Here is a 22,690-nt window from a genome sequence, read left to right on the forward strand (position 1 = left end):
CGTCAGTACCCCAAGGGCGGCAGCGGCCGCTCCTCTGGTTCGGCAAGCCGCATCTCGCCGGTGTTGTCGGTCTTCAAGGCCTGATAGGCCCGATAGGTCAGAACGAGCAGAAAGGCCAAGAACGAGAAAGAGATGACAATCGCCGTCAGGATCAATGCCTGCGGCAGCGGATTGGCGGCTGCATTATCGAGCGTGCTCGCCCCTTTCTGGATAATCGGCGGCACTTCGGGCGTGACCCGGCCAGTTGTGAATAGCAGAAGGTTGACGGCGTTGCCGAGGATCGCGATGCCGAGCATGATGCGGATCGAGTATCGCGACAGCATCAGATAGATGGCCGCCGTGAAAAAGATGCCAACGACGACGGCAAAGACGGCTTCCATCAATCCACCTCCCGCTCTTCGAGGGCGAGCGCGATCGAGGTGATGGCGCCGACGACGACCAGATAGACGCCGGTATCGAAGAGCATGACGGTGGAGAGCGGCACTTCGATGCCGAACAAATACGGGTAGATCCAGAGCCCCGTCATGAACGGCACGCCGGCGAAGACGGACACGATGCCTGCCACGGTCGCCGCAAGAAGGCCGAAGCCGGCAATCGCCAGCGGATGGAAGACAATCGCGCGGCGGACCGCCGTCACACCGCAGGCAATGCCATAGATCGCGAGCGCCGAAGCCGCAATCAGGCCGCCGATGAAGCCGCCGCCGGGCTCATTGTGACCGCGCAGCAGCACGAAGACGGAGAAAAGCAGCATCAGGGCCGTCAGAAACGGTGCGGCGGTGCGGAAGATCAGCGTATTCATGAGCGCCCGGCCTCCATCCCTTCGTCAAGACCGGGCTTCTCCTCGAGATCGGGGTCATTTGTCGCTAGTTTGCGCTCACCGCCAGCGCGGATACGGATCAGCGCCAGGATGGCAAGCCCGGTCATGGCGACGACGGCGATCTCGCCGAGCGTATCCGTGCCGCGGAAGTCGACGATGATGACGTTCACGACATTGTCGCCATGCGCGATCAGCTTCGAATATTGATTGAAGAAGGCGGTCAGCGTCAGGTCGAACGGCGCCTCGGTCGTCTTCAGCAGAAGAAGCGCAAAGCCGGTGCCGCAGGCGATGGCAAGCGCCGCGTGACCAATCCTTGCAAGCGGCGGCTGGCGATCGGACGGCGAAAGGCGCAGCCGCGTCATGACAAGCGCCAGGATCACGACCGCCAGCGTCTCCACCATGAACTGGGTGAAGGACAGGTCCGGGGCGCCGAATAGCAAGAAGATGACGGCAACGGCAAAGCCCTGGATGCCGAGCGAAACGATCGCCGTCAGCCGGTCTCGTGCAAAGACGACCGCGACAACGCCGATAATGGCGATCAGGAAGATCGTCGCCTCATGCCATTGCAGGTTCGGCCAGGCCGGCATGGCGGGCAGCTCGCCGTGGACCGCAAGCGGGATCAGCAGCAGTGCCGCCAGGCAGAGGAAGGTGACGGTGACGTAGATTTCCAGCCTGCCGGGCTGCAGGAGGCGGGAGACACCGTGCGACAGCCGTACCAGCCCGGAGATGAAGCCATCGAAACCGCGATCCGGTCCCGGCCCGAGGGCGCGCAGGATAACGGACATCAGGAAGCGAGCGCGATCGAGCTGCCAGTAGACGATGATGCCGATCAGCACGGTGACCAGCGAAAGCGCCAGGGGCAGACCAAGATGCGGGATCAGAGAGACCGAGATTTCCAGCGCCTTACCGCCAACAGCGCTTGCCATCGGCGAGGAGACATAATCGTGCCACTGGCCCGAAAACAAAGCCGAAAGGAGGCCAAGAAGAGCGAGCACCACCGGCCCGAGCCAGAGCAGCGGCGGCGCCTCATGCGGCTGGTGAGGCGTCTCGGTCAACGGACCGATGAAAGGTTTCAGCGCAACGGCAAAGGCGATGGCGAACATCAGCGCATTGCCGGCCACGGCGATGACCGTGAGGATGATCGGCCCGGGCGATGCCTGCGCCAGCGCCGCATAAATCTCTTCCTTGGCAAGGAACCCGAAAGCCGGCGGCAGGCCGCCCATGGACACGGCGGCGACTAGCGCAGCCGCAAAGGTCAGCGGCATGGCCGCGCGCAGGCCGCCCAGCCGGGTAATATCGCGCGTTCCCGTTTCATGATCGACGATGCCGGCGACCATGAACAGGGCGCCCTTGAACAACGAATGCGCCACCAGATAGAGGACGGCGGCCTCGACGGCATAATCCGTGCCGAAACCGGTGAGCATCACCAGCAAGCCGAGCGAGGAAACCGTCGTATAGGCGAGCTTCAGCTTCAGATCGGTCTGGCGGATCGCAAGCAGCGTCCCGACCAGCAGCGTCGCCGCGCCGAAGACCGGCAGGATTGTCTGCCAGGCCGTCGTTCCGCCCATGGCCGGATTGAGCCGCATGAGAAGATAGACGCCCGCCTTCACCATGGTTGCCGAGTGCAGATAGGCCGAGACGGGTGTCGGCGCTTCCATGGCATTCGGCAGCCAGAAATGAAACGGAAACTGCGCCGATTTGGTGAAGGCGCCGCCAAGCACAAGAATAAGGGCTGCAAGATAGAACGGGCTTGCACGCAAGGCGTCGCGGGCCTTCAGGAGGTCGGACATCGCGCCGATGCCGGTCACCTGCCAGATCAGCAGTAAGCCAGCCAGCAAGAGCAGCCCGCCGCCGCCGGTGACGACAAGCGCCTGCAGCGCCGCCCTCCGCGATGCCTCCCTTTGATGGTCAAAGCCGATCAGCAGGAAGGAGGTGATCGAGGTCAGTTCCCAGAAGACAAACAGCGTCAGGAAGCTGTCCGAGACGACGAGGCCGAGCATCGAACCCATGAAGAGAAAGATGAAAGAGAAGAAACGTCCGAGATCGGCATGCCCCTTCAGATAGCCGCCGGCATAGAGCACGATCAGCGTGCCGATGCCGGTGATGAGAAGCGCGAAGGTCAGCGACAGGCCGTCTATCAGCCAGGAGAACCTGAGATCAAGGCTCGGCACCCAATCGAAACCGCCAAGTTGGACGCCGCCGGCTGCGACAGCGGGGAGGAAGCCCGAAAAATGCAGAAATGCGAGAGCGGGAAGCAGCGCCAGGGGCCATGCCGCATTATGGCCCAAACGCCGAACGACAACCGGCGCGATCAGCGCACCGAGAAAGGGCAGGCATAAAGCCAGGAATGTCAGGCCCGCGGTGGCGGCGGCCATGTTCCCCCCTCACTGAACGTTCATGCAGAATCCGGCACAGCCGGAGCGGTCTTGAAGGGATAGGCGAAAGGACACAACGCCTCAAGCCCTGACAGGGGAAAACCGGACGTAAACCACCGAAATCGGTTTTCCATACCAATGCCCCTCAGAGGTTGCAGGACATCGCGGACTTTCCGGAGGTTCACGATACCCGCCTGGACCTCGCATTGCCGCATATTACCCTACCGATCCTGCATGGCTCGCAATGAAGCTGTAATGAATTTGCGCTAAATTACGCACATTTCTTGAATCGCTATGGAATTCGCGCTTAAAAATGCGCTAATCTTGATCGGTTTGCAGATCCCGCCTCCCGGAAACCGCAATGCTCGCCCGCCTGATCGCCATCCTGCTGCTCTCCCCCACCACGGTTCTTGCCGCGGACTGGTGGTCCTATGACAATGCGGGCCTTGGCTATGCGATCGAGCTGCCGTCGGAATTCCATCTCGCCGCCTCTTCCGAAGATACCGACAGGCTTTCGCTGTCGCCGGCAGATCGCTCCGCTTCGCTGCAGGTCTTCGGCACGATGGTTGCCAATGGCGATTTTGCATCGGAAGCGAACGGTCGCGTGGCGCTCGCCAGGGACCAGGGCTGGAAGATTTCCTATTCGAAATCGAATTCGCGCGGCATCAGCTTTTCCGGCACCAGGCAGGGGCGCATCGTCTACGTGCGTGGGGTCGCACTCTGCAACGGTGCCGCCGCCTTCTTCCAGATGGATTATTCGAAGGCCGATATGCAGCGCTACGATGCTGTCGTCATGCGCCTGGTGCGCAGCCTGCGTTCGACGAAGAAGTGCACGCCGACGGCTGAGATCGTCAAAAGTTTTCCGGCGACAGGCTGAAGCAGGTCAGCACCGCCGAATAGTGCACGGCAGCGGCTGCAACGACGAAACCATGCCAGATGGCATTCTGGAAGCGCAGCTTTTCCCAGACGTGGAAGATCACGCCAAGCGAATAGATCACCCCGCCGATGATGATGAGCAGCATCGAGGCAAACGGGATATGCATGGAAACGGGCTTGGCGACGAGGATGCCGCTCCAGCCCATGGCAAGGTAGAGCAGGATCGCCAGCCGATCGAAGCGTCCCGGAAAAAGGACTTTCAGGACGATGCCGAACGCCGCAAAGACCCAGACGGCAATCAGCACGCCAAGCAGCAGCGGGTCCTCGGATCCCCGCTCCAGAAAGGGCGTGTAGGTAGCGGCGATCAGGACATAGATGAAGGAATGGTCGAAGCGGCGGAGAAACCATTTCGTCCGGGAGACCGGCCACAGATTGTAGGTGAAGGACATTCCAAGCGTCAGCACCAGACCGACGCCATAGATCCAGGCGGCGGCAATTTCGCCGTAGGAGCTCCAGACCGTCGCATAGAAGATCAAGACAGTAGCGCCGATCAGCGCGAAGACCACGCCGACGCCGTTGACGATGCTGTCGGCGATGATCTCATAGCGATCATAGGCCCAACGGATGCCTCTGTATTCGGTCATTTCATCCGGTTCCGTTTTCGTCCGAGACCAATCCTTGCACTAGAAGCAGGAGGAGACAACTGCGCCAAACGAGTACAGCGATAAATCTTCGTGAGTAGCAGTGCTCGTAGCACGTCCGCAGCTCGTCAATGGAAAGCGAACGCTCAATCCGCAATTTATGGCCTTCTGTGAACAATCAAAATCGGCCATATCAATGTGCAAGTACGGCGGGTCAGGAGATCAAAGAGGCACATCAACCGGCGAGACCCTCCTGCCCGCCACTGGTGGCCTGACTGCCGCCGACGCCGGTTGCCTTTTCAAGACCCTTAAGGTTGGAACTGACCCCATGACCGAAACCGCCCCCTCCTACGCATTGACCCGCCCTGTCTATGTTGGCCAGTCTCACCTCGTCGTGACCGACCTGCCGCTGGTATCGCGCTTCTATCAGGACATGCTGGGCCTGAAAGTGATCGAGAAGACGGCGAGCGGCGAAGTTCTGGGCGTTGCTGGCCATCCCCTTCTGACGCTGACGACGGATCGCGCTGCGACGCGCGCTCCGCGGACGGCAGCCGGTCTTTTCCACACCGCCTTCCTGCTGCCGAGCCGCGTCGAGCTTGCGCGCTGGCTTCGCCACGCAGCCCAAAACAATGTGGTACTGGAAGGCGCCTCGGATCATATTGTCAGCGAAGCCATCTATCTGTCCGACCCGGAAGGCAACGGCATCGAAATCTATGCCGACCGTCCACATGGGGAATGGACCTTCCACGATGACGGCACGGTCGAAATGGCCACGCTCCGGCTCGATCTGCAAAAGCTTTACGAAAGCGCCCCGCAGGATCGCTGGGACGGCATGGCCGAAGGATCGGCTATCGGCCATATCCATCTGCAGGTCGGCGACGTGGCGGAAGCCAATGCCTTCTATCGCGACGTGCTCGGCATGAAGGTCATGGCGGCGCGCTATCCCGGTGCGACTTTCCTTGCGACCGGCGGCTACCACCATCATCTCGGTGCCAATACCTGGAACAGCCGTGGTGCCGGTGTGCGCAGCGAGCATATGACCGGCCTTTCCGACTATACGCTGCGCTTCAACGACAAAGACGCACTGGACAAGGCCGTCGCCGCTCTGGAGCAGCACGAGATCAAGACAGAGAAGCGCGACGGCGGCGTATCGCTGCGCGATCCCTGGGGCATCGGGCTCAATCTGGTCGCCTGATACCAGCCTCGCACATCCTTCAGAAAGAAGCCCGTTGCGGAACCGCAGCGGGCTTTTCGCGTTGGAGTAGTGAGGCGATCCTGCCTTCGGGGAATTTTCGACGCATGGAACTCGACAAGGTGGCCGCCGGCCGATCGGACGCAGTATCAGCGCAGGACGCTGGCCCCGACAGCGCTCGCGCTGCCCATGGCGGCGATGACGGGGAAGGACACGTCAAGCTCGATGTTGCCGCCGCCTGGGCCACCATCGGCATCTTCCTCATGCTCGCTTTGGCGGGCGTCTATATGATGTCGCTGATCCTCATTCCGGTGACGCTCGCGGTCGTCGTCGGCATGATCCTCGGACTGACGGCGGAAAAACTCAGCAAGCTTGGCGTACCCCGCGTCCTCAACGCCGTCCTTCTGTCATCGGCCGTGGCGCTGGTGATCTTCCTCATCATCAATGCACTTGCCGGCCCCGTGGCAAAGCTTGCACAGGAAGCCCCGGACTTCTTCCAGCGCACGTCAGACAAGCTGATGCCCTATCTCGACCGGTTCAAATGGCTGCATATTTCATCGGAAAGCTTCCAGGGCGGCCCGATGTCGATCGGCACCCTGCTGGAAAACAGCGGCAATGTCCTGCATGTCGTGTCCGCCGGCCTGACGCCGGCCATCGTTCAGATTCTGATCTTCTTTGCGGCTCTGCTGCTCTTCCTTGCCGGCCGGATCAGCCTGCGCAAGACGATCATCATGGCATTTTCCAGCAGGGCATCTCGGCTGAACGCGATCCGCATCATCAACGCCGTGGAACAGGTACTCGGCTTCTATTTCGCAACGGCTTCGCTGATCTACGCCGGAATAGGTGTCGCGATGACCGTCATCGCCTATGTCGGCGGCATGAGCGTGCCGGTGCTGTGGGGTGTTTTTGCCTTCGTCTCCAGCTTCATTCCGTTCCTCGGCGTGACGACGATGACGATCGCGCTCGCAATCGCCGGCATCATTACGCATTCGGACATCGTCTTCGGCCTGGCCCCCGCGGTTGCGTTCTTTGCCGTGCATCTGACCGTCGAAAATCTCGTCTTCCCGGCAATCATGGGTCGCCAATGGGAGCTCAATCCCTTCGTCGTCTTTCTTGCGATCATCTTCTGGACATGGATGTGGGGCGCGGTCGGCGCCATGCTGGCACTGCCACTTTCGCTGATCGTCATGACTGTCATCGACGAACTCTTCATCGAGGAAAAGGCCCAGCCGCAATTGCCGGGCTAAAGCGCCTTGCTTTTACGCATTCCGGACGGAAAACCACTATACACTTCTCCTGGAATTGCCGAAGCAATCAATTCGTCGTGTCGTCGTCGCCCTTTTCGGGGATATCCTGCAGACGAACGAAATCGACGCCTTTTGCCTTCAGCGCGAGGATGCTGGCTGCAACCCCCTCGCCTGCCGCATGGGTCGGCTGGTTGATGTGGGAGATGATGACATCGCCGTCCTTGGCGGAGGCATATTGCTTTTCGACCATCTTGGCCGGCAGAAGCGAACCGCTGTCGCCATTCACCGAATAGCCGGCGATCCGATAGCCCATGCCGCGAATCTGCATGATGGCCGCTGGCGTGTATTTTGCGGTCGCGCCGCGGAACCAGCGCGGCTGCGGAATGCCGGCCGCGATCATGGCATCCGCACCACCCTTCACTTCCTGTGCCACCGCCTGCGGCGAACCGGCAGCGGCAATGCCGTAGACCTTGGTCGGGACGTCGACGGCCGGAATATGGTTCTGCCCGTGATTTTCCAGCTCGAAGAGGTCGGGATGGGCGAGGAAGACCTTCAATGCGTCGGGGTTGGTGCGCAGCCAGCGCGCGGTGACGAAGATCGTCGCCGGAATGCGTTGATCGACGAGGGTGCTCAGAATGCGCGGATCGGTCTTGCCCATGCAGGCATCGAAGGTCAGCGCAATACGGGGTGCTCCCTTGCCCACACGATCGACATGCAGATGTGGCTCTACAAGCTTGATCTTCGAAGCCGGCGCCTTCGGCGGCAGTTGCGGCCAACCGGCTGGCGGTTGCTCCGGCTGTGCGGCAAAGGCAGCCGGTGCGGCAAGAAGGACTAAGGAAGCGAGCAACAGGCGTTTCATCGGATGGCCACCAGATGGATCAGGCTAACAAAATTCGGCGGGCAAGCAATCGCCGACCCAGCCACACTGCTCGCCATTATCCGGCAAGACGCCGGAAATATGGCGAAGCGGCGGCAACGGCTTCCATTTCACATCACAACGACGACAGACATGAAAGCCGCAAACTGCGGGCTTCAACCTGACCGCGTCTATGATACGATTGATATGAGCCTACCCTAGCACTATCTGCGTATCTTTCCGTGCTCCCAAAGAGAGACATGTATGAGTCGCGATCCCTATGAAGTTTTGGGCGTAAAGCGGGACGCCCCGCAAAAGGATATTCAAAGCGCCTATCGCAAGCTTGCCAAGAAGCTGCATCCCGATCTCAACCCCGGCGATAAGCAGGCCGAGGACAAGTTCAAGGAGGTTTCGGCTGCCTACGGCATTCTCGGCGATGAGGAGAAGCGCGGACGGTTCGATCGCGGCGAGATCGACAGCAGCGGTGCGGAACAGGCGCCACGCAACTACTACCGCGATTACGCCACCCAGGAAGGCCAGCGCGGCCCCTATCAGAATACGGGCGGCTTTGCCGATTTCGGCGATGCCGACGATATATTTTCCAGCTTCTTCTCGCGGCGCAGCCGAGGCCAATCCCAGATGCAGGGTCAAGACCGTCACTATACGATGGAGGTCGATTTTCTGGACGCCATCAACGGCGCAAAGAAGCAGATCAGCCTGCCCGAGGGGCCGGCGCTGGACGTTCAAATTCCGCCCGGCACGCGCGACGGGCAGACGCTGCGCCTGAAGGGCAAGGGTGACCCCGGCTTCAACGGCGGGAAGCCCGGAGATGCGCTGATCGCCGTGCATGTCCGCCCGCATAAATTCTATACCCGCGACGGCGACGACATTCGCATGGAGCTGCCGATTTCGCTGACGGAGGCTGTGCTCGGCGGCAAGATCCGGGTGCCTACCCCTTCCGGCGCTGTTACCGTGACGCTGCAGCCGAACTCCAATACCGGCAAGGTGCTGCGTTTGAAGGGCAAGGGCGCACCTGTGCGCGGCAAGGACAACGGCGATGCCTACGTGTCCCTGAAGATCGTTTTGCCGGATACGCCGGATCCCGAGCTCACGCGCTTCGTTTCCGACTGGGAGGCAGGCAAGGCGCAAGATCCCAGAAAGACGATGGGAGGATAAGCGATGAACGAGAGCGAGTTTCGACTGCACCTCCGGATCGAAACCACGGTTCTGGAGATCTGGATATCCCAGGGCTGGGTCGTGCCCGAAGTCACCGATCAAGGGCGCAATTTCCGTGACGCCGATATCGCGCGCGGCCGGCTCATCCTCGATCTCAGCAGCGCGATGGGCGTGAATGAGCCGGGCGTCGACGTGGTCATGGATCTGGTGGATCAGCTTCACAGCCTCAGAGCGACGCTGCGCGACCTGACGGACGCCGTCTGCCGGCAGCCGTCCGACGTACAGGACCACATTCTGTCGGAACTTACCCGAGTGGAGTCGCTGAGGCGGCGCTAGGTCCCTGCGCCGTCAGGATAAGCGACCACAGGATAGAGCATGGCCGCTGAAAATCGTGCCCGGAGCAGTCCTGACCGATCAGTCGTAGAGATAATGTTCCTGCCAGGCATCGCGCGGCACCTTGTCGCCGATCTGATAGCTCAGATCTCGCACATGGATATGCTGTGGCCCAGTCACACACGTATATGAGAGATGATACCAATCGCCCTTGCTGCGGAAGACCGCGCCGGGCGCGTTCATCGAATCCGGATTCATGGCGGGATCGCCGAAGGTATAGGCAATGACCTTATCCGGCTTGAAGCCTGTCTTGTCCGTACCAATCCGCTTCATTGCCTCCGCGTCGCACGCCTGCTCCATTCGTTCCGACGGATCGAGTTTTTCCAATTGCTTCTTCATAGCCGGATCGACGGCGAAGGCGGAAGTGGCGATGCTAGCCAACGGAATCAGGATGGCGAAGAGTTTCAGCATGAAGACCGGTCCCTTGCATTGTTCTGGATTTGAGTGCGTTCGCTCCATCGGGGAAGACCTTGACCGCCTTCATGTCGACGCACTGTATGCCGACTTCGGTAAAGAATGTGGTCTCATCAAGGCAGCGCGCCACGGGCTTTCCATGAACTGCCTGTTCGATCAAGACTAAAATTGCCGGCTTGCATGAAGCTTGACGAACGGACTTGCCGCTTGAACCTCACCTCGCCGCCCTCTATTTCTCTCTTCACTTCACATCCGACTTTCACACCAGAGAAAGCGCTCCTCGTGTCAGTTTTCAAGAATCTCCCCACTCCTCCTGCCGCCCCGAAAAAGCCTCTCACCGACACACGTCACGGCATTACCCGCACCGACGATTATGCCTGGCTGCGTGCCGACAACTGGCAGGCGATGTTCAAGGATCCATCCATCCTGGCGCCGGAAATCCGGTCGCATCTGGAAGCGGAAAACACCTATATGAACGCCGCGATGGCGGACACGAAGGAACTGCAAAAGGTTCTCTTCGGCGAGATGAAGGGCCGCATCAAGGAAGACGACAGCTCGATACCGATGAAGGACGGTCCCTATGCCTATGGCACGTTTTTCGTCACCGGCGGCGAGCAGCCCCGCTTCTTCCGCGAGCCGCGCAATGGCGGCGAACGCAAGCTGCTTTTGAACGGGGACAAGGAAAATGAGGGCAAGTCCTATTTCCGCCTTTCCGGTCTCGACCATTCCTCCGACCACAGTCACGGCATCTGGGGCTATGACGACAAGGGTTCGGAATATTTCACGCTGAAGATCCGCAACTTCGAAACCGGCGAAGATCTGCCCGACGTGATCGAGAATACCGGCGGCGATGCCGTCTGGGCACCCGACGGTAAGAGCTTCTTCTACACGCTGCAGGACGAGAACCATCGCCCCTCGAAGATCTTCCACCATATCATCGGCACGCCGCAGTCGGACGACCGGCTTGTGTATGAAGAGGAAGATCCGGGCTTCTTCATGGGCGTCGGCGGCTCGCTGCTCGACGACTACATCTTCATCGATATCCACGATCACGAGACCAGCGAATACCGCATCATTCCGACCTCGGATCTGACAGCCGAACCGAAGATCGTGGCCGAGCGCGAAACCGAGATCGAATACGAGATCACCGAAGGCGGCGACACCTTCTACATTCTCACCAATGACGGCGACGCCAAGGATTTCAAGATCATGGAGACGCCGGCGAAGGAGCCGGGCAAGGAAAACTGGCGCGAGGTCGTGCCTCACAAGCCGGGCACGCTGATCCTCAGCCACCTCGCCTATGCCCGCCATCTCCTCTGGCTGGAACGCAAGGACGGCCTGCCGCGCATCATCATCCGCGATCGCCGCACAGGCGAGGAGCATGCGATCGCCTTCGAAGAGGAAGCATACGCTCTCGGCCTGCAAGGTGCTGCCGAATACGACACGGATGTCATCCGCTTCTCTTATTCCTCGATGACGACGCCGAGCCAGCTCTATGACTACAACATGGTGACGCGCGAGCGCACGCTCCTGAAAACACAGGAAGTGCCTTCAGGCCACGATCCGGCCGACTACGTGACGCGCCGCGTCTTCGCACCCGCCTGGGACGGCGAGACCGTGCCGGTAACGCTGCTTTATCGCAAGGACACGCCGCTTGACGGTTCCGCACCCTGCCTGCTCTATGGCTACGGCGCCTACGGCGTTACCATTCCGGCCGGCTTCAACACCAATTGCCTGTCACTCGCCGATCGCGGCTTCGTCTATGCCATCGCCCATATCCGCGGCGGCAAGGACAAGGGCTTTGCCTGGTACGAAGAAGGCAAGATGGAAAAGAAGACCAATACCTTCAAGGACTTCATCGCAGCCGCCGACTATTTGAATCAGGAGAAGTTCACCTCCTACGCGAAGATCATCGCCGAGGGCGGATCGGCCGGCGGCATGCTGATGGGCGCCATCGCCAACATGGCGCCGGAGAAATTCGCCGGCATCATCGCCGCCGTGCCCTTCGTCGACGTGCTCAACACGATGCTCGACGACACCCTGCCGCTGACGCCGCCGGAATGGCCGGAATGGGGCAATCCGATCGACAGCAGGCAAGAGTACGAGCAGATCGCCGCCTATAGCCCCTATGACAATGTTGGCGAAAAGCCCTATCCGCCGATCCTTGCGCTCGGCGGCCTCACCGATCCGCGCGTCACCTACTGGGAGCCGGCGAAGTGGGTTGCCAAGCTGCGTGAGAAGACGACGAGCAATGCGCCCATTCTCCTGAAGACAAATATGGATGCCGGCCACGGCGGCGCTTCCGGCCGCTTCCAGCGCCTGGAGGAAGTGGCGTTCGAATATTCCTTCGCCGTCAAGGTCGCCGAGAAGATGTAGGCGGAACAACGGAGGAAGCCATGACTGTCTTCATCGCCCTGCTGCGTGCCGTCAATGTTGGCGGCACGGGAATGCTGTCCATGGCCGATCTCAAGGCGCTCTGTGAGGAGATCGGCTTTCAGGATGTGCGCACCTATATCCAGAGCGGCAATGTGGTCTTCCGTGCCGGCGAAGATGAGGCGACGGTGCGGGCTCGAATGGAACAGGCGCTGGCGGACAAGATGGGCAAGTCTCCGGGCGTGATCCTGCGCAGCCGAGAAGTTTTGGAAAGGGTGGCGGAACATTCACCTTTCCCTCACGCCAAGCCGAACTACCTGCTGGTGACCTTCCTGCAGGATCCGGCTCCGGAGGATGCACTCACCAAGCTCGTCGCACCCGGCGGCGAGGAAGTGCATATCGCCGGCCGCGAAATATACGTGCACTACCCCGATGGTTCGGGACGCTCGAAACTGAAGCTGCCGGCGCTGAAGGCGGGAACCTCGCGAAATCTCAATACGGTGCGCAAACTTGCGGAGATGGCGCGAGAGCTGGAAGGTGGCTAAGGACGCGTCACGAGAGCTGCATAATCTCTGCTTCCGAAGAAGATGTTGGTGACGCGCACGCGTTCCTCTTCAACAACATAGAGAATGACGACGCTGCGCTCGAAGACGGCCATCCTTATTCCAGCGCCGAGATCGGGGCGAGCAACGCTACCGACGGGCGCAGCGCCGATTTTTACACATTTGTTCCGGATGCGCTTGATATAGGCGAGCGCTGTATCCCTGCTTTTGCTTTGGTCCAGCACGTAGCTGAATATCGGCTGAAGATCGGCTTTGGCCGTTTCGCGAAATACGACGGAGTATCGCTTCATGCGGTTACTGTTTTTCAGCAGCCAGCGTCTCGATCCAGTTGTCGATATCCTGCATGCTCAGATCTGGTCTGGGATCATCGAGCGATGTTTTCACTCTCTGTCTGATCGCTGCGATCCGTTGCTGATACTCCTCCTCTTCCCGCAGCCAAACCCTCACGGCGGCGCGCAGCACCTCGCTCGTGGAAGCATAACTGCCCGCATCGACGCGCGCCTTGATGGCAGCCACCATTTCACTGGGGAGCGAAATGCTCAGTTTCTCGTTCATCGCAAAGTCCTCACGCCTGGTAGGAGAAAGTAGGATGATTTCCTACCCGGAGCAAGCGCCTTGCGCCGCCTCCCTGTCGGCCCTACCTTAGGAACATGAGCTCTCCTCTTCACGATGATACCGCGCTTCGGGCGCCGACGGTCGATTTCGACAACAGCTACGTGCGCCTGCCGCCGCAGTTTTTCGCGGACCAGGCGCCGACGCCGGTTGCCGCGCCGCAGCTGATCAAGTTCAACGAGGTGCTGGCACGGGAACTCGGACTGGATGTGGAGGCACTGAAGCAAAATGCTGCGGCAATCTTTTCCGGCAACGAGCTGCTGCCGGGATCGCAGCCGATCGCCATGGCCTATGCCGGCCACCAGTTCGGCAATTTCGTGCCGCAGCTCGGCGATGGCAGGGCGATCCTCCTCGGTGAAGTCAAGGATTGCCACGGCAGACGCCGTGATATCCAGCTCAAGGGTCCAGGACCGACGCCCTTCTCCCGCCGGGGTGACGGACGCGCGGCACTCGGCCCGGTTCTGCGCGAATATATCGTCAGCGAGGCGATGCACGCGCTCGGCATTCCGACGACGCGGGCGCTTGCGGCCGTGACGACTGGAGAGCCGGTCTATCGCGAGGAGGTGCTGCCGGGTGCCATTTTCACGCGCGTGGCGGCAAGCCATATCCGCGTTGGCACTTTTCAGTTCTTTGCGGCACGCGGCGATACGGATAGCCTGAAGATCCTGGCGGACTATGTCATCGGTCGGCACTATCCGGACATCAGGGACCATGCAAATCCATACCTTGCACTGCTGGAAGCCGTGGCCGACCGGCAGGCGGCGCTGATCGCGCGCTGGCTGCATGTCGGCTTCATCCACGGCGTGATGAACACCGACAATATGACCGTATCGGGCGAGACGATCGATTTCGGTCCCTGTGCCTTCATGGATGCCTATGATACGGCGACCGTCTTCTCGTCCATCGACCGCAACGGGCGCTATGCCTATGCCAACCAGCCGGCCATCGGCCAATGGAATCTGGCGCGCCTAGGCGAGACGCTGATTCCGCTGATCGACCCCTCCGTCGATACGGCGATCGAGCTGGCAAATATCGTCATCAAGGCCTATGGCGAGCGCTTTCAGACCTATTGGCTTGCCGGCATGCGCGCCAAGATCGGCCTCGTAAACGAGGAAGAGGGCGATCTCGAGCTGATCCAGTCGTTGCTGGCGACGATGCAGCAGCAGGGCGCTGATTTTACCCTCACTTTCCGCCGACTTGCGGCTCTCGCCGCGGACGAGGAGGTGACCGATTTCGCCGCCGCGTTCAACGACCCGCAAGCAGCGGCACCTTGGCTGGAACGCTGGCGCGAGCGGCTTGCTCGCGATCCGCAGACGCCGGCAGCGCGGGCGGCGGCGATGCGCAAGGTCAATCCGGCCTTCATTCCCCGCAATCACCGAATCGAACAGGCCATCGAAACTGCTGTCGAGGATGGTGATTTCTCGTTGTTCGAGGCTCTGCTGAAGGTACTCGCGACACCTTACGAGGATCAGCCAGCCTTTGCGCCCTATGCCGAGCCGCCATTGCCGGCGGAACGGGTGCTACAGACCTTCTGCGGCACCTGAGGAAGCTTGAGCGCATAAGCCCCGGACAGGCTTGCGGAGTCATGGTCCGCCAATCCTTGGGGAGATATGACGATGAAAGTGCACAGCAGCACCCAGAACTACTTCAGTGCGCCAATCCGCAGCTCGCAGAGCAGCGACAGCGACGACAGCACGCCGTTCTCGCTGCCTGGCGATAGCGACGGCCAGCAGGACGATTCGCAGGGGCCTTCCGTCTCGTCCAGCGGCGTCCCCTCCTCCATTTCATCCGGCCTGTGGCTCAGCCAGTACGGCAGCGCGTCGTCGTCGACATCGGACGGTGGCAGCGATCAGAACAGCGCGACGGCGTCGAGCGGAAGCAGCTCGGCATCGTCAAGCGAGCAGTCCGATCAGGATATTCTCGACGAGTTTGCCAAATGGGCGAATATGACGCCTGCCCAGAAGATCCGGGCGCAATATCTGGAGGCGCATGGCCTGACGGAAGATTCCTTCAAGTCCCTACCGGCCGACCAGCAGAAGGCGATCAACGACCAGATCGCGGATGAGATCAAGCAGAAGCTTGGCGCCGGCAATCGCGATAGTGACAGCGACCAGGAGACGGACAGTGCGGCGTCGGCATTGGCGCTCGTCTGAGTAAACTGCCAGGTTACATGAAGACGATACGAACCTGATTCACATCTCGCTCATATCATCTTGTTTTTATTATCAATATTTCGCTATTGCCCGACCATGCCGACGACGATGTTGCCGACCTCGGCAAAAACTGCCTCGACGTCCTTTGCAGGTGCTGTCGCCTCGGCAACAAAGGTCGTGACCAGGATTGCCCCCCGATCCGGTGGCCAGATCACAGCGATATCGGCATAGGAACCATTATTGCCCGTGCCGGTCTTGTCGCCGACCTTCCACTCCTTCGGCAGGCCCGCGCGCAGGCGGTTGTTGCCGGTGGTGTTGGCGACCAGCCAGTTGACCAGCTGATCCCTTGACGTCTCCGAGAGCGTGTTGCCAAGCGTCAGGAGACCGATGCTATCGAGCATGGCATCCGGCGTTGTGGTGTCGCGCGGGTCATCCTTGACGGCCTGATTGACATCGGGCTCGTTGCGGTCGAGGCGGGTTTCGGTGTCGCCTGTTGTGCGCAGCCAAGAGGTCAGCGCCGCCGGGCCACCGAAGCTTTCGAGCAACAGATTGCCTGCGGTATTGTCGCTGAGCGTAACCGCAGCATTGCAAAGTTCGGCAATGGTCATGCCATCGCCGTCGGCGTGCTTTTCTGTTTCCGGCGAATAGGTGACGACCTTGTCCTTGCCATAGGTGACACGACGGTCGAGCTTTTCCGTACCCTGATCGACACGCGCCAAGACGAAGCCGGCAGCGAGCGCCTTGTAGGTGCTGCACAGGGGAAAACGCTCCTCTTCGCGATGGCCGAGGGAAATGTTGGTTTCGGTGTCGAGCACAGAGACGCCGAGGCGCCCGCCGGTCCTCTTTTCCAGATCGGCAAGCTGCTTGTCGACATCATCCGACAGCTGCGAATTGTCCTGCGTTCCGCTGTCGCTTTGCGGGCTCTGACCGCTGGCACCGGGCGTTGCCGAATTGTCCGTCGCAGGAGGCGTCTGGGGCGCCGCACTATCTTGTGCAAAGAGCGTGGCGGGGCCGAGCGTCAGGGCGGGAAGAAGCAGCGCCGAACCTGCCATGAGGCGGCGGCGGGTGAGCAATGTGGGCATATTGAGGGCCTCCAGCAGAATCGGCAGGTCTTGGGCTATGCGAGGAATATGGCGAGCCTCTGACCTTACCGATTGCTAGCGGATTCTATGCCGCCTTGTCGACGGTAACTTCGATCGTGACGTGGGAGAGCTCGTGGATCTCGGCAAGCCGCGCCTTGTAGAAGGACGGATCACGCGAGACAGTCGTTGCGACCGCGACGATCGCGGCATGATGCCCCGGGCCGACCTGCCATACATGCAGATCGGTGATACGGTCCTCATCCGTCTCGATCGCCTCGCGAATCTCCTCGGGCAGATCTTCACCGTGCGGAATGAAATCGAGGAGAACGGCGCCGGAGGCACGCAGCAGGCTCCATGCCCATTGCAGGATCACCAGTCCGCCGACAATGCCCATGACCGGATCGAGGAAGGTCCAGCCGAAGCGGCTGCCGAGCAGCAGGGCGACAATGGCAAGAACCGAGGTCATCGCATCGGCGATGACATGGACATAGACGGAGCGCAGATTGTTATCCCTGCCGCCTTTTTGGCCATGGCCGTGATGATGACCGTCGTCGTGATCGTGGTGATGGTCATGATCATGAGTGTGGCCATGGCTGTGCCCGTGGCCGGCATGGCCGTGGTGATGATGGCTGTGATCGTCGCGGAGCAACCAGGCGCTGACGAGATTGACGACGAGGCCGACAACGGCAATTGCGATGGCCTCGCGGAAATTGATCGCCACCGGATCGAGCAATCTCAAAATGCTCTCCCAGCCCATGATCAGCGCGATCAAGGCGAGCACGATGGCGCTGGCAAAACCTGCGAGATCGCCGAATTTGCCGGTGCCGAAGGTGAAGCGCGCATTGTGCACATGCCGGCGCGCATAGAGATAGGCAAGCGCCGAGATCAGCATGGCGCTGACATGGGTCGACATATGCCAGCCATCCGCAAGCAGCGCCATCGAACCATAAATCGTGCCCGCGCCGATCTCGATCACCATCATGACGGCAGTCAGCGCGATGACGAGCCAGATGCGACGTTCGTTGCGCTGATGATCGGAGCCCAGGAAGACGTGGCTGTGGCCCATTTCGGAGGAAATACTCATGACATTACTCTCTCTTTGAACGCCTGAAGCCTGTCACCGCAGATAGGTCTTCAGCACGTCGGCTATCTCATCGACCGCCTGCCGGCGAGCCTCTTCGCTTTCGGCATGCAGCACATGCTCGTGCAGATGGTCTTCCAGAACCTCCCCGGTCAGCCCTGTGAGGGCGCCGCGAATGGAGGCAAGCAGCTGCAGGATTTCCCCACAGGGACGTTCTGCCTCGAGCGCGCGCTCCACCGCTTCCATCTGCCCCTTGAGACGGCGGACGCGGGAGAGAAGCTTGGCTTGCTGACGAACGGTATGGGACATCGTGGCCTCGATTTATAATATAGGGGGGTATACTATTTATGACGATGAATTGGAAGCCACCTTTTTTGTGGCGACGACCGGACGATGGCGCAGCCAGCGGAACATTCCAGCCAGTTGCCACGACTACTCGGCCTTGCAATTTCCACGAATGGCCTCATATATTGCTCTAGAGACTAGAGGTATTGGAGGTCATGTATGCTGACGATCGGCGATCTATCCAAGCAGACCGGCGTGAAAGTGCCGACGATCCGTTATTATGAGCAGATGGGACTGATCTCGGAGCCGGAACGCAGCGAAGGCAATCAGCGACGCTACTCCAAGACGGATCTGGAGCGACTTGCCTTCATCCGCCATGGCCGCGACCTCGGCCTGACCATCGATGCCATCAAGGAATTGATCTCCCTCAGCCAGCATCCGGACCGTCCCTGTGTCGGCGCAGACCGCATCGCCAAGGAGCATCTGGAGGATGTGCGCATCAAGATCGCGCAGCTGAAGCGGCTGGAACATGAGCTGGAGCGCATCGTCTCGCATTGCGACGGCCACAGCATTGAAGACTGCTATGTGATCCGTGCACTTTCCGATCACGGACTATGCGAGCACGAGCACTGAGCCCCCATTGACAAATGCACTGAACCGGATCATTGATGCGCCCATGATCACGCACGCGCTCCATAATTGCTCGTATTTTTGGCTGTACCTGTAACGGGCGGCCAAGACAGATCATATTGTCAACAAGCCGCCGTCAGGCGGCTTTGTTGTATCGGCAGCGTCCTGACGGCTCATTAAAAAACAAGGACGCAGAATGCCATGCTAGACGACAGCGACATCTCACTTCTCCGCCCGCCGGTGCTGACCATCCGCAATGCACAGCCGCGCGACCTGCCCGAACTTAACGACATGATCCGGCTGCTGGCTGCCCATCATGGCGACCCCTCGGGCACCACGCCCGAGCAGCTCGAGCGCGATCTCTTCGGCCCGGTGCCGTGGATCACGGCGCTCGTTGCCGAAGGTGAACATGGGCTGCTCGGCTACGCCATCCTCGTGCCGCTCTACAAGGCGCAGGAAGGCCAGCGCGGCATGGATCTGCACCATCTCTTCGTGCGCGACGGTCATCGTGGTCATGGCGTCGGACAGCATCTCGTCGACCGCGCCCGCGATATCGCCCGCAAGGCCGGCTGCAGCTACCTTTCGGTCGGTGCCGCAACGGGCAATTTCCAGGCCCATCGCTTCTACGAAAACATGGATTTCAAGCCGCGCCCGGTCACCGGCATGCGCTATCTGCAGGCTCTCGCCTGATGCCGGCCTTTAACAGGATCGTCATTGAATGCTCTGATCTTTAGAGCGTTTCCGCTTTTGCGCCCTGAAGCGCCTTAGCGATCGATGGCGATCCCGCGGCCTGCAAAGAACCTCTCGAACATCTCCAGCGGCATTTCCGCATTCTCGCGCGTCGCATCGATGTGACCGGAGGGATTGTGGAAGCGGATATTCTTTCCGTCGACGGCCGTCACCAGCACGAGATGGCCGCCCTTGGTCGGCGGCTCGGTCTCGGGCCAACGGATGGAGTGATGGACGGACGCGATGAAAAATTCGGACTGCGTGAGAATATCGGCGATATCGGCGACGGAAATCCCGGTGACGACCCGGGCATTCAGATCAAAGCGGTCCTTAACGAAGGGAACGAACGGCGCGTAGATCAAGCCCTTGATCCGGCCATCCGCCTCCTCGACATAGCCGCCATAATCCCGGCAGCCCATAGCGAGATTCATGATCGGCATGGCTTTGCCGGTACGGGCGGCAAGCACCATCTTCAGGCAGGCCATGCCGCAGAGATTGCCGGCCCAGCGCGCATAGTCCTCGACGCTGCCAGCACCGGAGGACGCCCAGAGGGGATCCCGGAGCAAAGCCGCCTGCGCACCCTCTGCCACGACTGCCAGCGTCATGTCGGGCGTTTCCCACTGGCTGAAATAAGGAACCTTTTGCGTCACTCTTGCGTCCACGACCGCCCTCTCCCGTTGCCGAATCCCATAGCTGTAAGCTTGATGGAAAATGCGCTAGAAAAATGGCTGTCGGCCTAAGCCTGCAACTGGAGATGCGCCTTGGAACAGCGATTCACATTCGATGGTGTCGCCAGTCTCTACAACACATCGCGCCCGCTTTATCCCGATGCGCTGTTTACTGACGTCATCCGTTTCGTCGGCCTGGAACCCAAGGATAAGGTCCTTGAGATCGGATGCGGCACTGGGCAGGCAACCGAGAGCTTTGCCCGCCGCGGCCTTTCCATTCTGGCGCTCGATCCCGGCGCAGAGCTGATTGCGGTTGCAAGCGAAAGACTGGCGGGATTTCCGCAGGTGCGGCTTCAGCAAACCACCTTCGAAGCATGGCCTGGCGAGCCGGAGAGCTTCAAACTCATAGCGGCCGCACAATCCTTCCATTGGGTTTCCCCGGAACTGCGCTTCGCCAAGACGGCCGCCCTCCTCGCACCGGGAGGAGCACTCGCGGTCTTCGGCAATGTGCCGATGAGGCCTGAGCAGCCGCTTGCCGGACGATTCGCCGAGATCTATGCCCATTATGCGCCGCAGCTTTTAGGCCCGCCCGTCGAGGCATGGTATCTGCCTGATGGTCCCTTTGCTGCGGAGCTACAGCAGTCCGACCATTTCGAAATGCCGGTCCATCACAGCTATCACTGGAACCGATCACACACGGCACAAAGCTACACCGACCTTTTGCGCACGCTCTCAAGCTACCGGCTCTTGACGGAGGATCAGCGGGAAGCGCTGCTTTCCGGGCTCGCCGATGCCATCGACGCGCATGGCGGCGAGTTCGAGCTGCATTATGAAACACATCTCTATCTCGCCAAGCGTTCCGGCGCGGCTTGAACCACTTGCGGCTTATTTTGCCGGAAGCGCCTTCAAATAAGCTGCGATGGCCTCGCGGTCGGTTGCCGGCAGGTGGGCGATGTTTTGCTGGACCTCGGCCATCGAGCCGCCGGCGGAGTCATAGTCTGGGGTAAAGCCGGTTTCGAGGTAATTGGCGATGTCGCCGGCGCTCCAGCTGCCGATGGCCTTGGAGCCGGGTGTGATATCCGGAATCTGGCCCTTGCCTTCCGGATTGGGCGCGCCCGCCAGCCATTGGCCGCTCACGAAGCCACCGAGGCTGTCACGCGGGGCGTGACACTCGCCGCAATGCCCCGGCCCTTCCACCAGATACTGCCCGCGCTTGATCTTGTCGTCGGCACTGGCAAGCACGACGCGCGGCTGATCGTTGAGATAAAGGAACTTCCAGCCGCCAAGCGCCAGCCGGATGTTGAAGGGAAAGGGCAGCTCATGCGGAGGCGCGACGTTATTGCTCTTCGGCAGCGTCTTCAGGAAGCCCCAGAGATCGTTGATGTCCTTATCGCTCATGCGGGCATAGGAGCCATAGGGAAAGGACGGATAGAGATGTTCGCCGTTCTTCCCGACGCCGCGCTTCATCGCGTTGCCGAAATCGGCAAGTGACCAGCTGCCAAGCCCCGCCTTCTCATCCGGCGTGATATTGGGGACATGGAAGGTGCCGAAGGGACTGGTCAGCGCCAAGCCGCCCGAAAGCACCAGCTTGGCTTCGCCCTGGGCGCCGGGTGCCGCATGACAGCTCGTGCAGCCGCCGGCCCAGAAGACCATCTCGCCATTCTTGACATCGGGATCGCCGAGATTGGCCCAATGGCTCGCGGGCAAGGGCGACGGCGCGGTGATGACATAGAATGCGCCACCGCCGAGAATGATCACGCCGAATAGGCAAAGCAACCACCGGACAAAGCGCGCCATCACAACTACCCCCTAGCTCTAAACCCATAAAGCTCCGCATCAGCGACGAAACCGATGCGGATACCAAAATCGATTTCTAGAACCTTGCCGCCTTTCTTCGAAACGTGAAAAGGCTCCATGCTTTTGCCCTTACGCAATGCCGGACGGAAAACCGCTGCGCACTTTTCCTGGAATTGCTCTAGACGAGGCCGACCTACCGCTTAGTCCTTCTTGATGCGGTAGGCCTGATGACAGGCGCCGCAGCTGCCGCCGAGGGTTTTCAGCGTCGCGCCGACGCCGGCCTTGTCGGCGGGCAGCTGGGCAAGCGCCGTCTCGGCATCGGTGGAAAGCTTGGCGGCATGCGCCTTGAAGTCATCGAGATTGTCCCAGATCTTCGGATTGACCTCGGCATCGGACTTGTCGCTCTGCGGGTTGAACTGATCGGGGAAGGCCTTGGCGGTTTCGGCGATCGTGGTCAAAGACGCCTTGACGATATCGGCATCATAGGGCTTGTCGCCCTTGGCAATCGCGCCGAGAGCCCCCGTGGCGCCGCCGATCTTCTTCATCATACCGATGCGGGAGTCGTGCGTGCCGTCGGCTGCGACGACCGAACCCAGTGCAACGCCGGCCAGAGCCGTCGCTATCACAATCGCTTTCCACTTCATTTCGTTCTCCTACCTCTTCGCAAATGGTGAGGACCGCTTGCGCGGCCGGCGCATGATTACGGCGACATGTTTGCCGGTTTCCTCTC

General features: G+C 60.5%; 26 protein-coding genes. 12 read left to right on the top strand and 14 right to left on the bottom strand.

Translation table 11 applies throughout. The features are described 5' to 3' along the window. Positions 1-2: 2 nt before the first annotated feature. From AC13Q5_RS04485 to AC13Q5_RS04495, 3 genes are read right to left on the bottom strand one after another with little or no spacing between them, the layout of a single operon-like run. Positions 3-380: a Na+/H+ antiporter subunit C gene (locus tag AC13Q5_RS04485; protein ID WP_488500941.1), complete on the bottom strand. Its 378-nt coding sequence runs from the start codon at positions 378-380 to the stop codon at positions 3-5. Then, complete coding sequence (locus AC13Q5_RS04490) at positions 380-799, bottom strand: Na+/H+ antiporter subunit B (RefSeq protein ID WP_457879830.1); 420 nt, start codon at positions 797-799, stop codon at positions 380-382. The genes AC13Q5_RS04485 and AC13Q5_RS04490 overlap by 1 nt, the downstream gene beginning before the upstream one ends. Next, positions 796-3,192 (bottom strand): putative monovalent cation/H+ antiporter subunit A, encoded by a 2,397-nt coding sequence (locus AC13Q5_RS04495; RefSeq protein WP_488500942.1) that lies wholly within the window; start codon positions 3,190-3,192, stop codon positions 796-798. Before AC13Q5_RS04495 ends, AC13Q5_RS04490 begins: the two co-directional genes overlap by 4 nt. A gap of 361 nt (positions 3,193-3,553) precedes the next feature. On the opposite strand from AC13Q5_RS04495, the gene AC13Q5_RS04500 reads away from it, so the two are divergent. Then, a complete protein-coding gene (locus AC13Q5_RS04500) occupies positions 3,554-4,069 on the top strand; it encodes a hypothetical protein (protein WP_075852034.1) in 516 nt (171 codons plus the stop codon). On the opposite strand, the gene trhA is transcribed toward AC13Q5_RS04500, so the two are convergent. After that, positions 4,044-4,712 carry a PAQR family membrane homeostasis protein TrhA gene (gene trhA, locus AC13Q5_RS04505; protein ID WP_075852033.1) on the bottom strand — a complete coding sequence of 223 codons (669 nt, stop codon included), beginning with the start codon at positions 4,710-4,712 and terminating at the stop codon, positions 4,044-4,046. The genes AC13Q5_RS04500 and trhA overlap by 26 nt on opposite strands. A gap of 325 nt (positions 4,713-5,037) precedes the next feature. Between trhA and AC13Q5_RS04510 the strand changes: the two genes are divergently transcribed. Next, positions 5,038-5,904 carry a VOC family protein gene (locus AC13Q5_RS04510; RefSeq protein WP_488500943.1) on the top strand — a complete coding sequence of 289 codons (867 nt, stop codon included), beginning with the start codon at positions 5,038-5,040 and terminating at the stop codon, positions 5,902-5,904. A gap of 104 nt (positions 5,905-6,008) precedes the next feature. Next, entirely contained in the window at positions 6,009-7,148 is a 1,140-nt protein-coding gene (locus AC13Q5_RS04515; RefSeq protein WP_488500944.1) for an AI-2E family transporter, read from the top strand. 67 nt (positions 7,149-7,215) lie between these two features. Here AC13Q5_RS04515 and AC13Q5_RS04520 read toward each other — a convergent pair whose 3' ends face one another. Beyond that, entirely contained in the window at positions 7,216-8,007 is a 792-nt protein-coding gene (locus tag AC13Q5_RS04520) for a polysaccharide deacetylase family protein (RefSeq protein ID WP_488500945.1), read from the bottom strand. A 261-nt stretch (positions 8,008-8,268) separates the two neighbouring features. Between AC13Q5_RS04520 and AC13Q5_RS04525 the strand changes: the two genes are divergently transcribed. Together AC13Q5_RS04525 and AC13Q5_RS04530 are read left to right on the top strand one after the other, a co-directional pair. Then, the gene (locus AC13Q5_RS04525; RefSeq protein ID WP_457879825.1) at positions 8,269-9,180 is read left to right on the top strand and encodes a DnaJ C-terminal domain-containing protein; all 912 of its coding nucleotides are present in this window, start codon (positions 8,269-8,271) and stop codon (positions 9,178-9,180) included. A gap of 3 nt (positions 9,181-9,183) precedes the next feature. Then, positions 9,184-9,516, top strand: a complete 333-nt coding sequence (locus tag AC13Q5_RS04530) for a chaperone modulator CbpM (protein ID WP_457879824.1) — start codon at positions 9,184-9,186, stop codon at positions 9,514-9,516. Between the two features lie 78 nt (positions 9,517-9,594). On the opposite strand, the gene AC13Q5_RS04535 is transcribed toward AC13Q5_RS04530, so the two are convergent. Next, entirely contained in the window at positions 9,595-9,984 is a 390-nt protein-coding gene (locus AC13Q5_RS04535; RefSeq protein ID WP_457879823.1) for a DUF930 domain-containing protein, read from the bottom strand. Positions 9,985-10,269: 285 nt separating this feature from the next. Here AC13Q5_RS04535 and AC13Q5_RS04540 point away from each other — a divergent pair, with 285 nt between their 5' ends. Both AC13Q5_RS04540 and AC13Q5_RS04545 read left to right on the top strand, forming a co-directional pair. Further along, positions 10,270-12,363 carry a S9 family peptidase gene (locus AC13Q5_RS04540; RefSeq protein ID WP_488500946.1) on the top strand — a complete coding sequence of 698 codons (2,094 nt, stop codon included), beginning with the start codon at positions 10,270-10,272 and terminating at the stop codon, positions 12,361-12,363. A 20-nt stretch (positions 12,364-12,383) separates the two neighbouring features. After that, on the top strand, positions 12,384-12,905 hold the full coding sequence (locus AC13Q5_RS04545; RefSeq protein ID WP_457879821.1) for a DUF1697 domain-containing protein: 522 nt from the start codon (positions 12,384-12,386) through the stop codon (positions 12,903-12,905). Here the strand turns inward: AC13Q5_RS04545 and AC13Q5_RS04550 are convergent. Next, complete coding sequence (locus AC13Q5_RS04550) at positions 12,902-13,213, bottom strand: type II toxin-antitoxin system RelE/ParE family toxin (protein WP_457879820.1); 312 nt, start codon at positions 13,211-13,213, stop codon at positions 12,902-12,904. The two genes, AC13Q5_RS04545 and AC13Q5_RS04550, sit on opposite strands and share 4 nt — an antisense overlap. A 4-nt stretch (positions 13,214-13,217) precedes the next feature. Beyond that, positions 13,218-13,478 carry a ribbon-helix-helix domain-containing protein gene (locus tag AC13Q5_RS04555; protein ID WP_075852026.1) on the bottom strand — a complete coding sequence of 87 codons (261 nt, stop codon included), beginning with the start codon at positions 13,476-13,478 and terminating at the stop codon, positions 13,218-13,220. 95 nt (positions 13,479-13,573) lie between these two features. Here AC13Q5_RS04555 and AC13Q5_RS04560 point away from each other — a divergent pair, with 95 nt between their 5' ends. After that, positions 13,574-15,079: a protein adenylyltransferase SelO gene (locus AC13Q5_RS04560; protein ID WP_457879818.1), complete on the top strand. Its 1,506-nt coding sequence runs from the start codon at positions 13,574-13,576 to the stop codon at positions 15,077-15,079. Positions 15,080-15,151: 72 nt separating this feature from the next. After that, entirely contained in the window at positions 15,152-15,688 is a 537-nt protein-coding gene (locus tag AC13Q5_RS04565; RefSeq protein WP_457879817.1) for a hypothetical protein, read from the top strand. An 83-nt stretch (positions 15,689-15,771) separates the two neighbouring features. On the opposite strand, the gene bla is transcribed toward AC13Q5_RS04565, so the two are convergent. The 3 genes from bla to dmeR form a co-directional block, all read right to left on the bottom strand. After that, entirely contained in the window at positions 15,772-16,770 is a 999-nt protein-coding gene (gene bla, locus AC13Q5_RS04570) for a class A beta-lactamase (protein WP_488500947.1), read from the bottom strand. An 85-nt stretch (positions 16,771-16,855) separates the two neighbouring features. Further along, complete coding sequence (gene dmeF, locus AC13Q5_RS04575; protein ID WP_488500948.1) at positions 16,856-17,854, bottom strand: CDF family Co(II)/Ni(II) efflux transporter DmeF; 999 nt, start codon at positions 17,852-17,854, stop codon at positions 16,856-16,858. A 33-nt stretch (positions 17,855-17,887) separates the two neighbouring features. Beyond that, positions 17,888-18,160 carry a Ni(II)/Co(II)-sensing transcriptional repressor DmeR gene (dmeR, locus tag AC13Q5_RS04580; protein WP_457879815.1) on the bottom strand — a complete coding sequence of 91 codons (273 nt, stop codon included), beginning with the start codon at positions 18,158-18,160 and terminating at the stop codon, positions 17,888-17,890. Positions 18,161-18,355: 195 nt separating this feature from the next. Between dmeR and AC13Q5_RS04585 the strand changes: the two genes are divergently transcribed. Continuing rightward, complete coding sequence (locus AC13Q5_RS04585) at positions 18,356-18,769, top strand: MerR family transcriptional regulator (RefSeq protein ID WP_457879814.1); 414 nt, start codon at positions 18,356-18,358, stop codon at positions 18,767-18,769. Positions 18,770-18,967: 198 nt separating this feature from the next. Further along, complete coding sequence (locus AC13Q5_RS04590) at positions 18,968-19,456, top strand: GNAT family N-acetyltransferase (RefSeq protein WP_075852020.1); 489 nt, start codon at positions 18,968-18,970, stop codon at positions 19,454-19,456. Positions 19,457-19,530: 74 nt separating this feature from the next. On the opposite strand, the gene AC13Q5_RS04595 is transcribed toward AC13Q5_RS04590, so the two are convergent. Beyond that, on the bottom strand, positions 19,531-20,100 hold the full coding sequence (locus AC13Q5_RS04595; protein ID WP_488501164.1) for a C39 family peptidase: 570 nt from the start codon (positions 20,098-20,100) through the stop codon (positions 19,531-19,533). Between the two features lie 156 nt (positions 20,101-20,256). Between AC13Q5_RS04595 and AC13Q5_RS04600 the strand changes: the two genes are divergently transcribed. Beyond that, positions 20,257-21,036, top strand: coding sequence for a class I SAM-dependent methyltransferase (locus tag AC13Q5_RS04600; protein WP_488500949.1), 780 nt, complete (start codon positions 20,257-20,259; stop codon positions 21,034-21,036). A gap of 12 nt (positions 21,037-21,048) precedes the next feature. Here AC13Q5_RS04600 and AC13Q5_RS04605 read toward each other — a convergent pair whose 3' ends face one another. Next, complete coding sequence (locus AC13Q5_RS04605) at positions 21,049-21,963, bottom strand: c-type cytochrome (RefSeq protein ID WP_488500950.1); 915 nt, start codon at positions 21,961-21,963, stop codon at positions 21,049-21,051. A 197-nt stretch (positions 21,964-22,160) separates the two neighbouring features. Beyond that, on the bottom strand, positions 22,161-22,604 hold the full coding sequence (locus AC13Q5_RS04610) for a c-type cytochrome (protein ID WP_075852016.1): 444 nt from the start codon (positions 22,602-22,604) through the stop codon (positions 22,161-22,163). Positions 22,605-22,690 lie beyond the last annotated feature (86 nt).

The organism is Martinezella sp. CNPSo 3964, assembly GCF_057784375.1.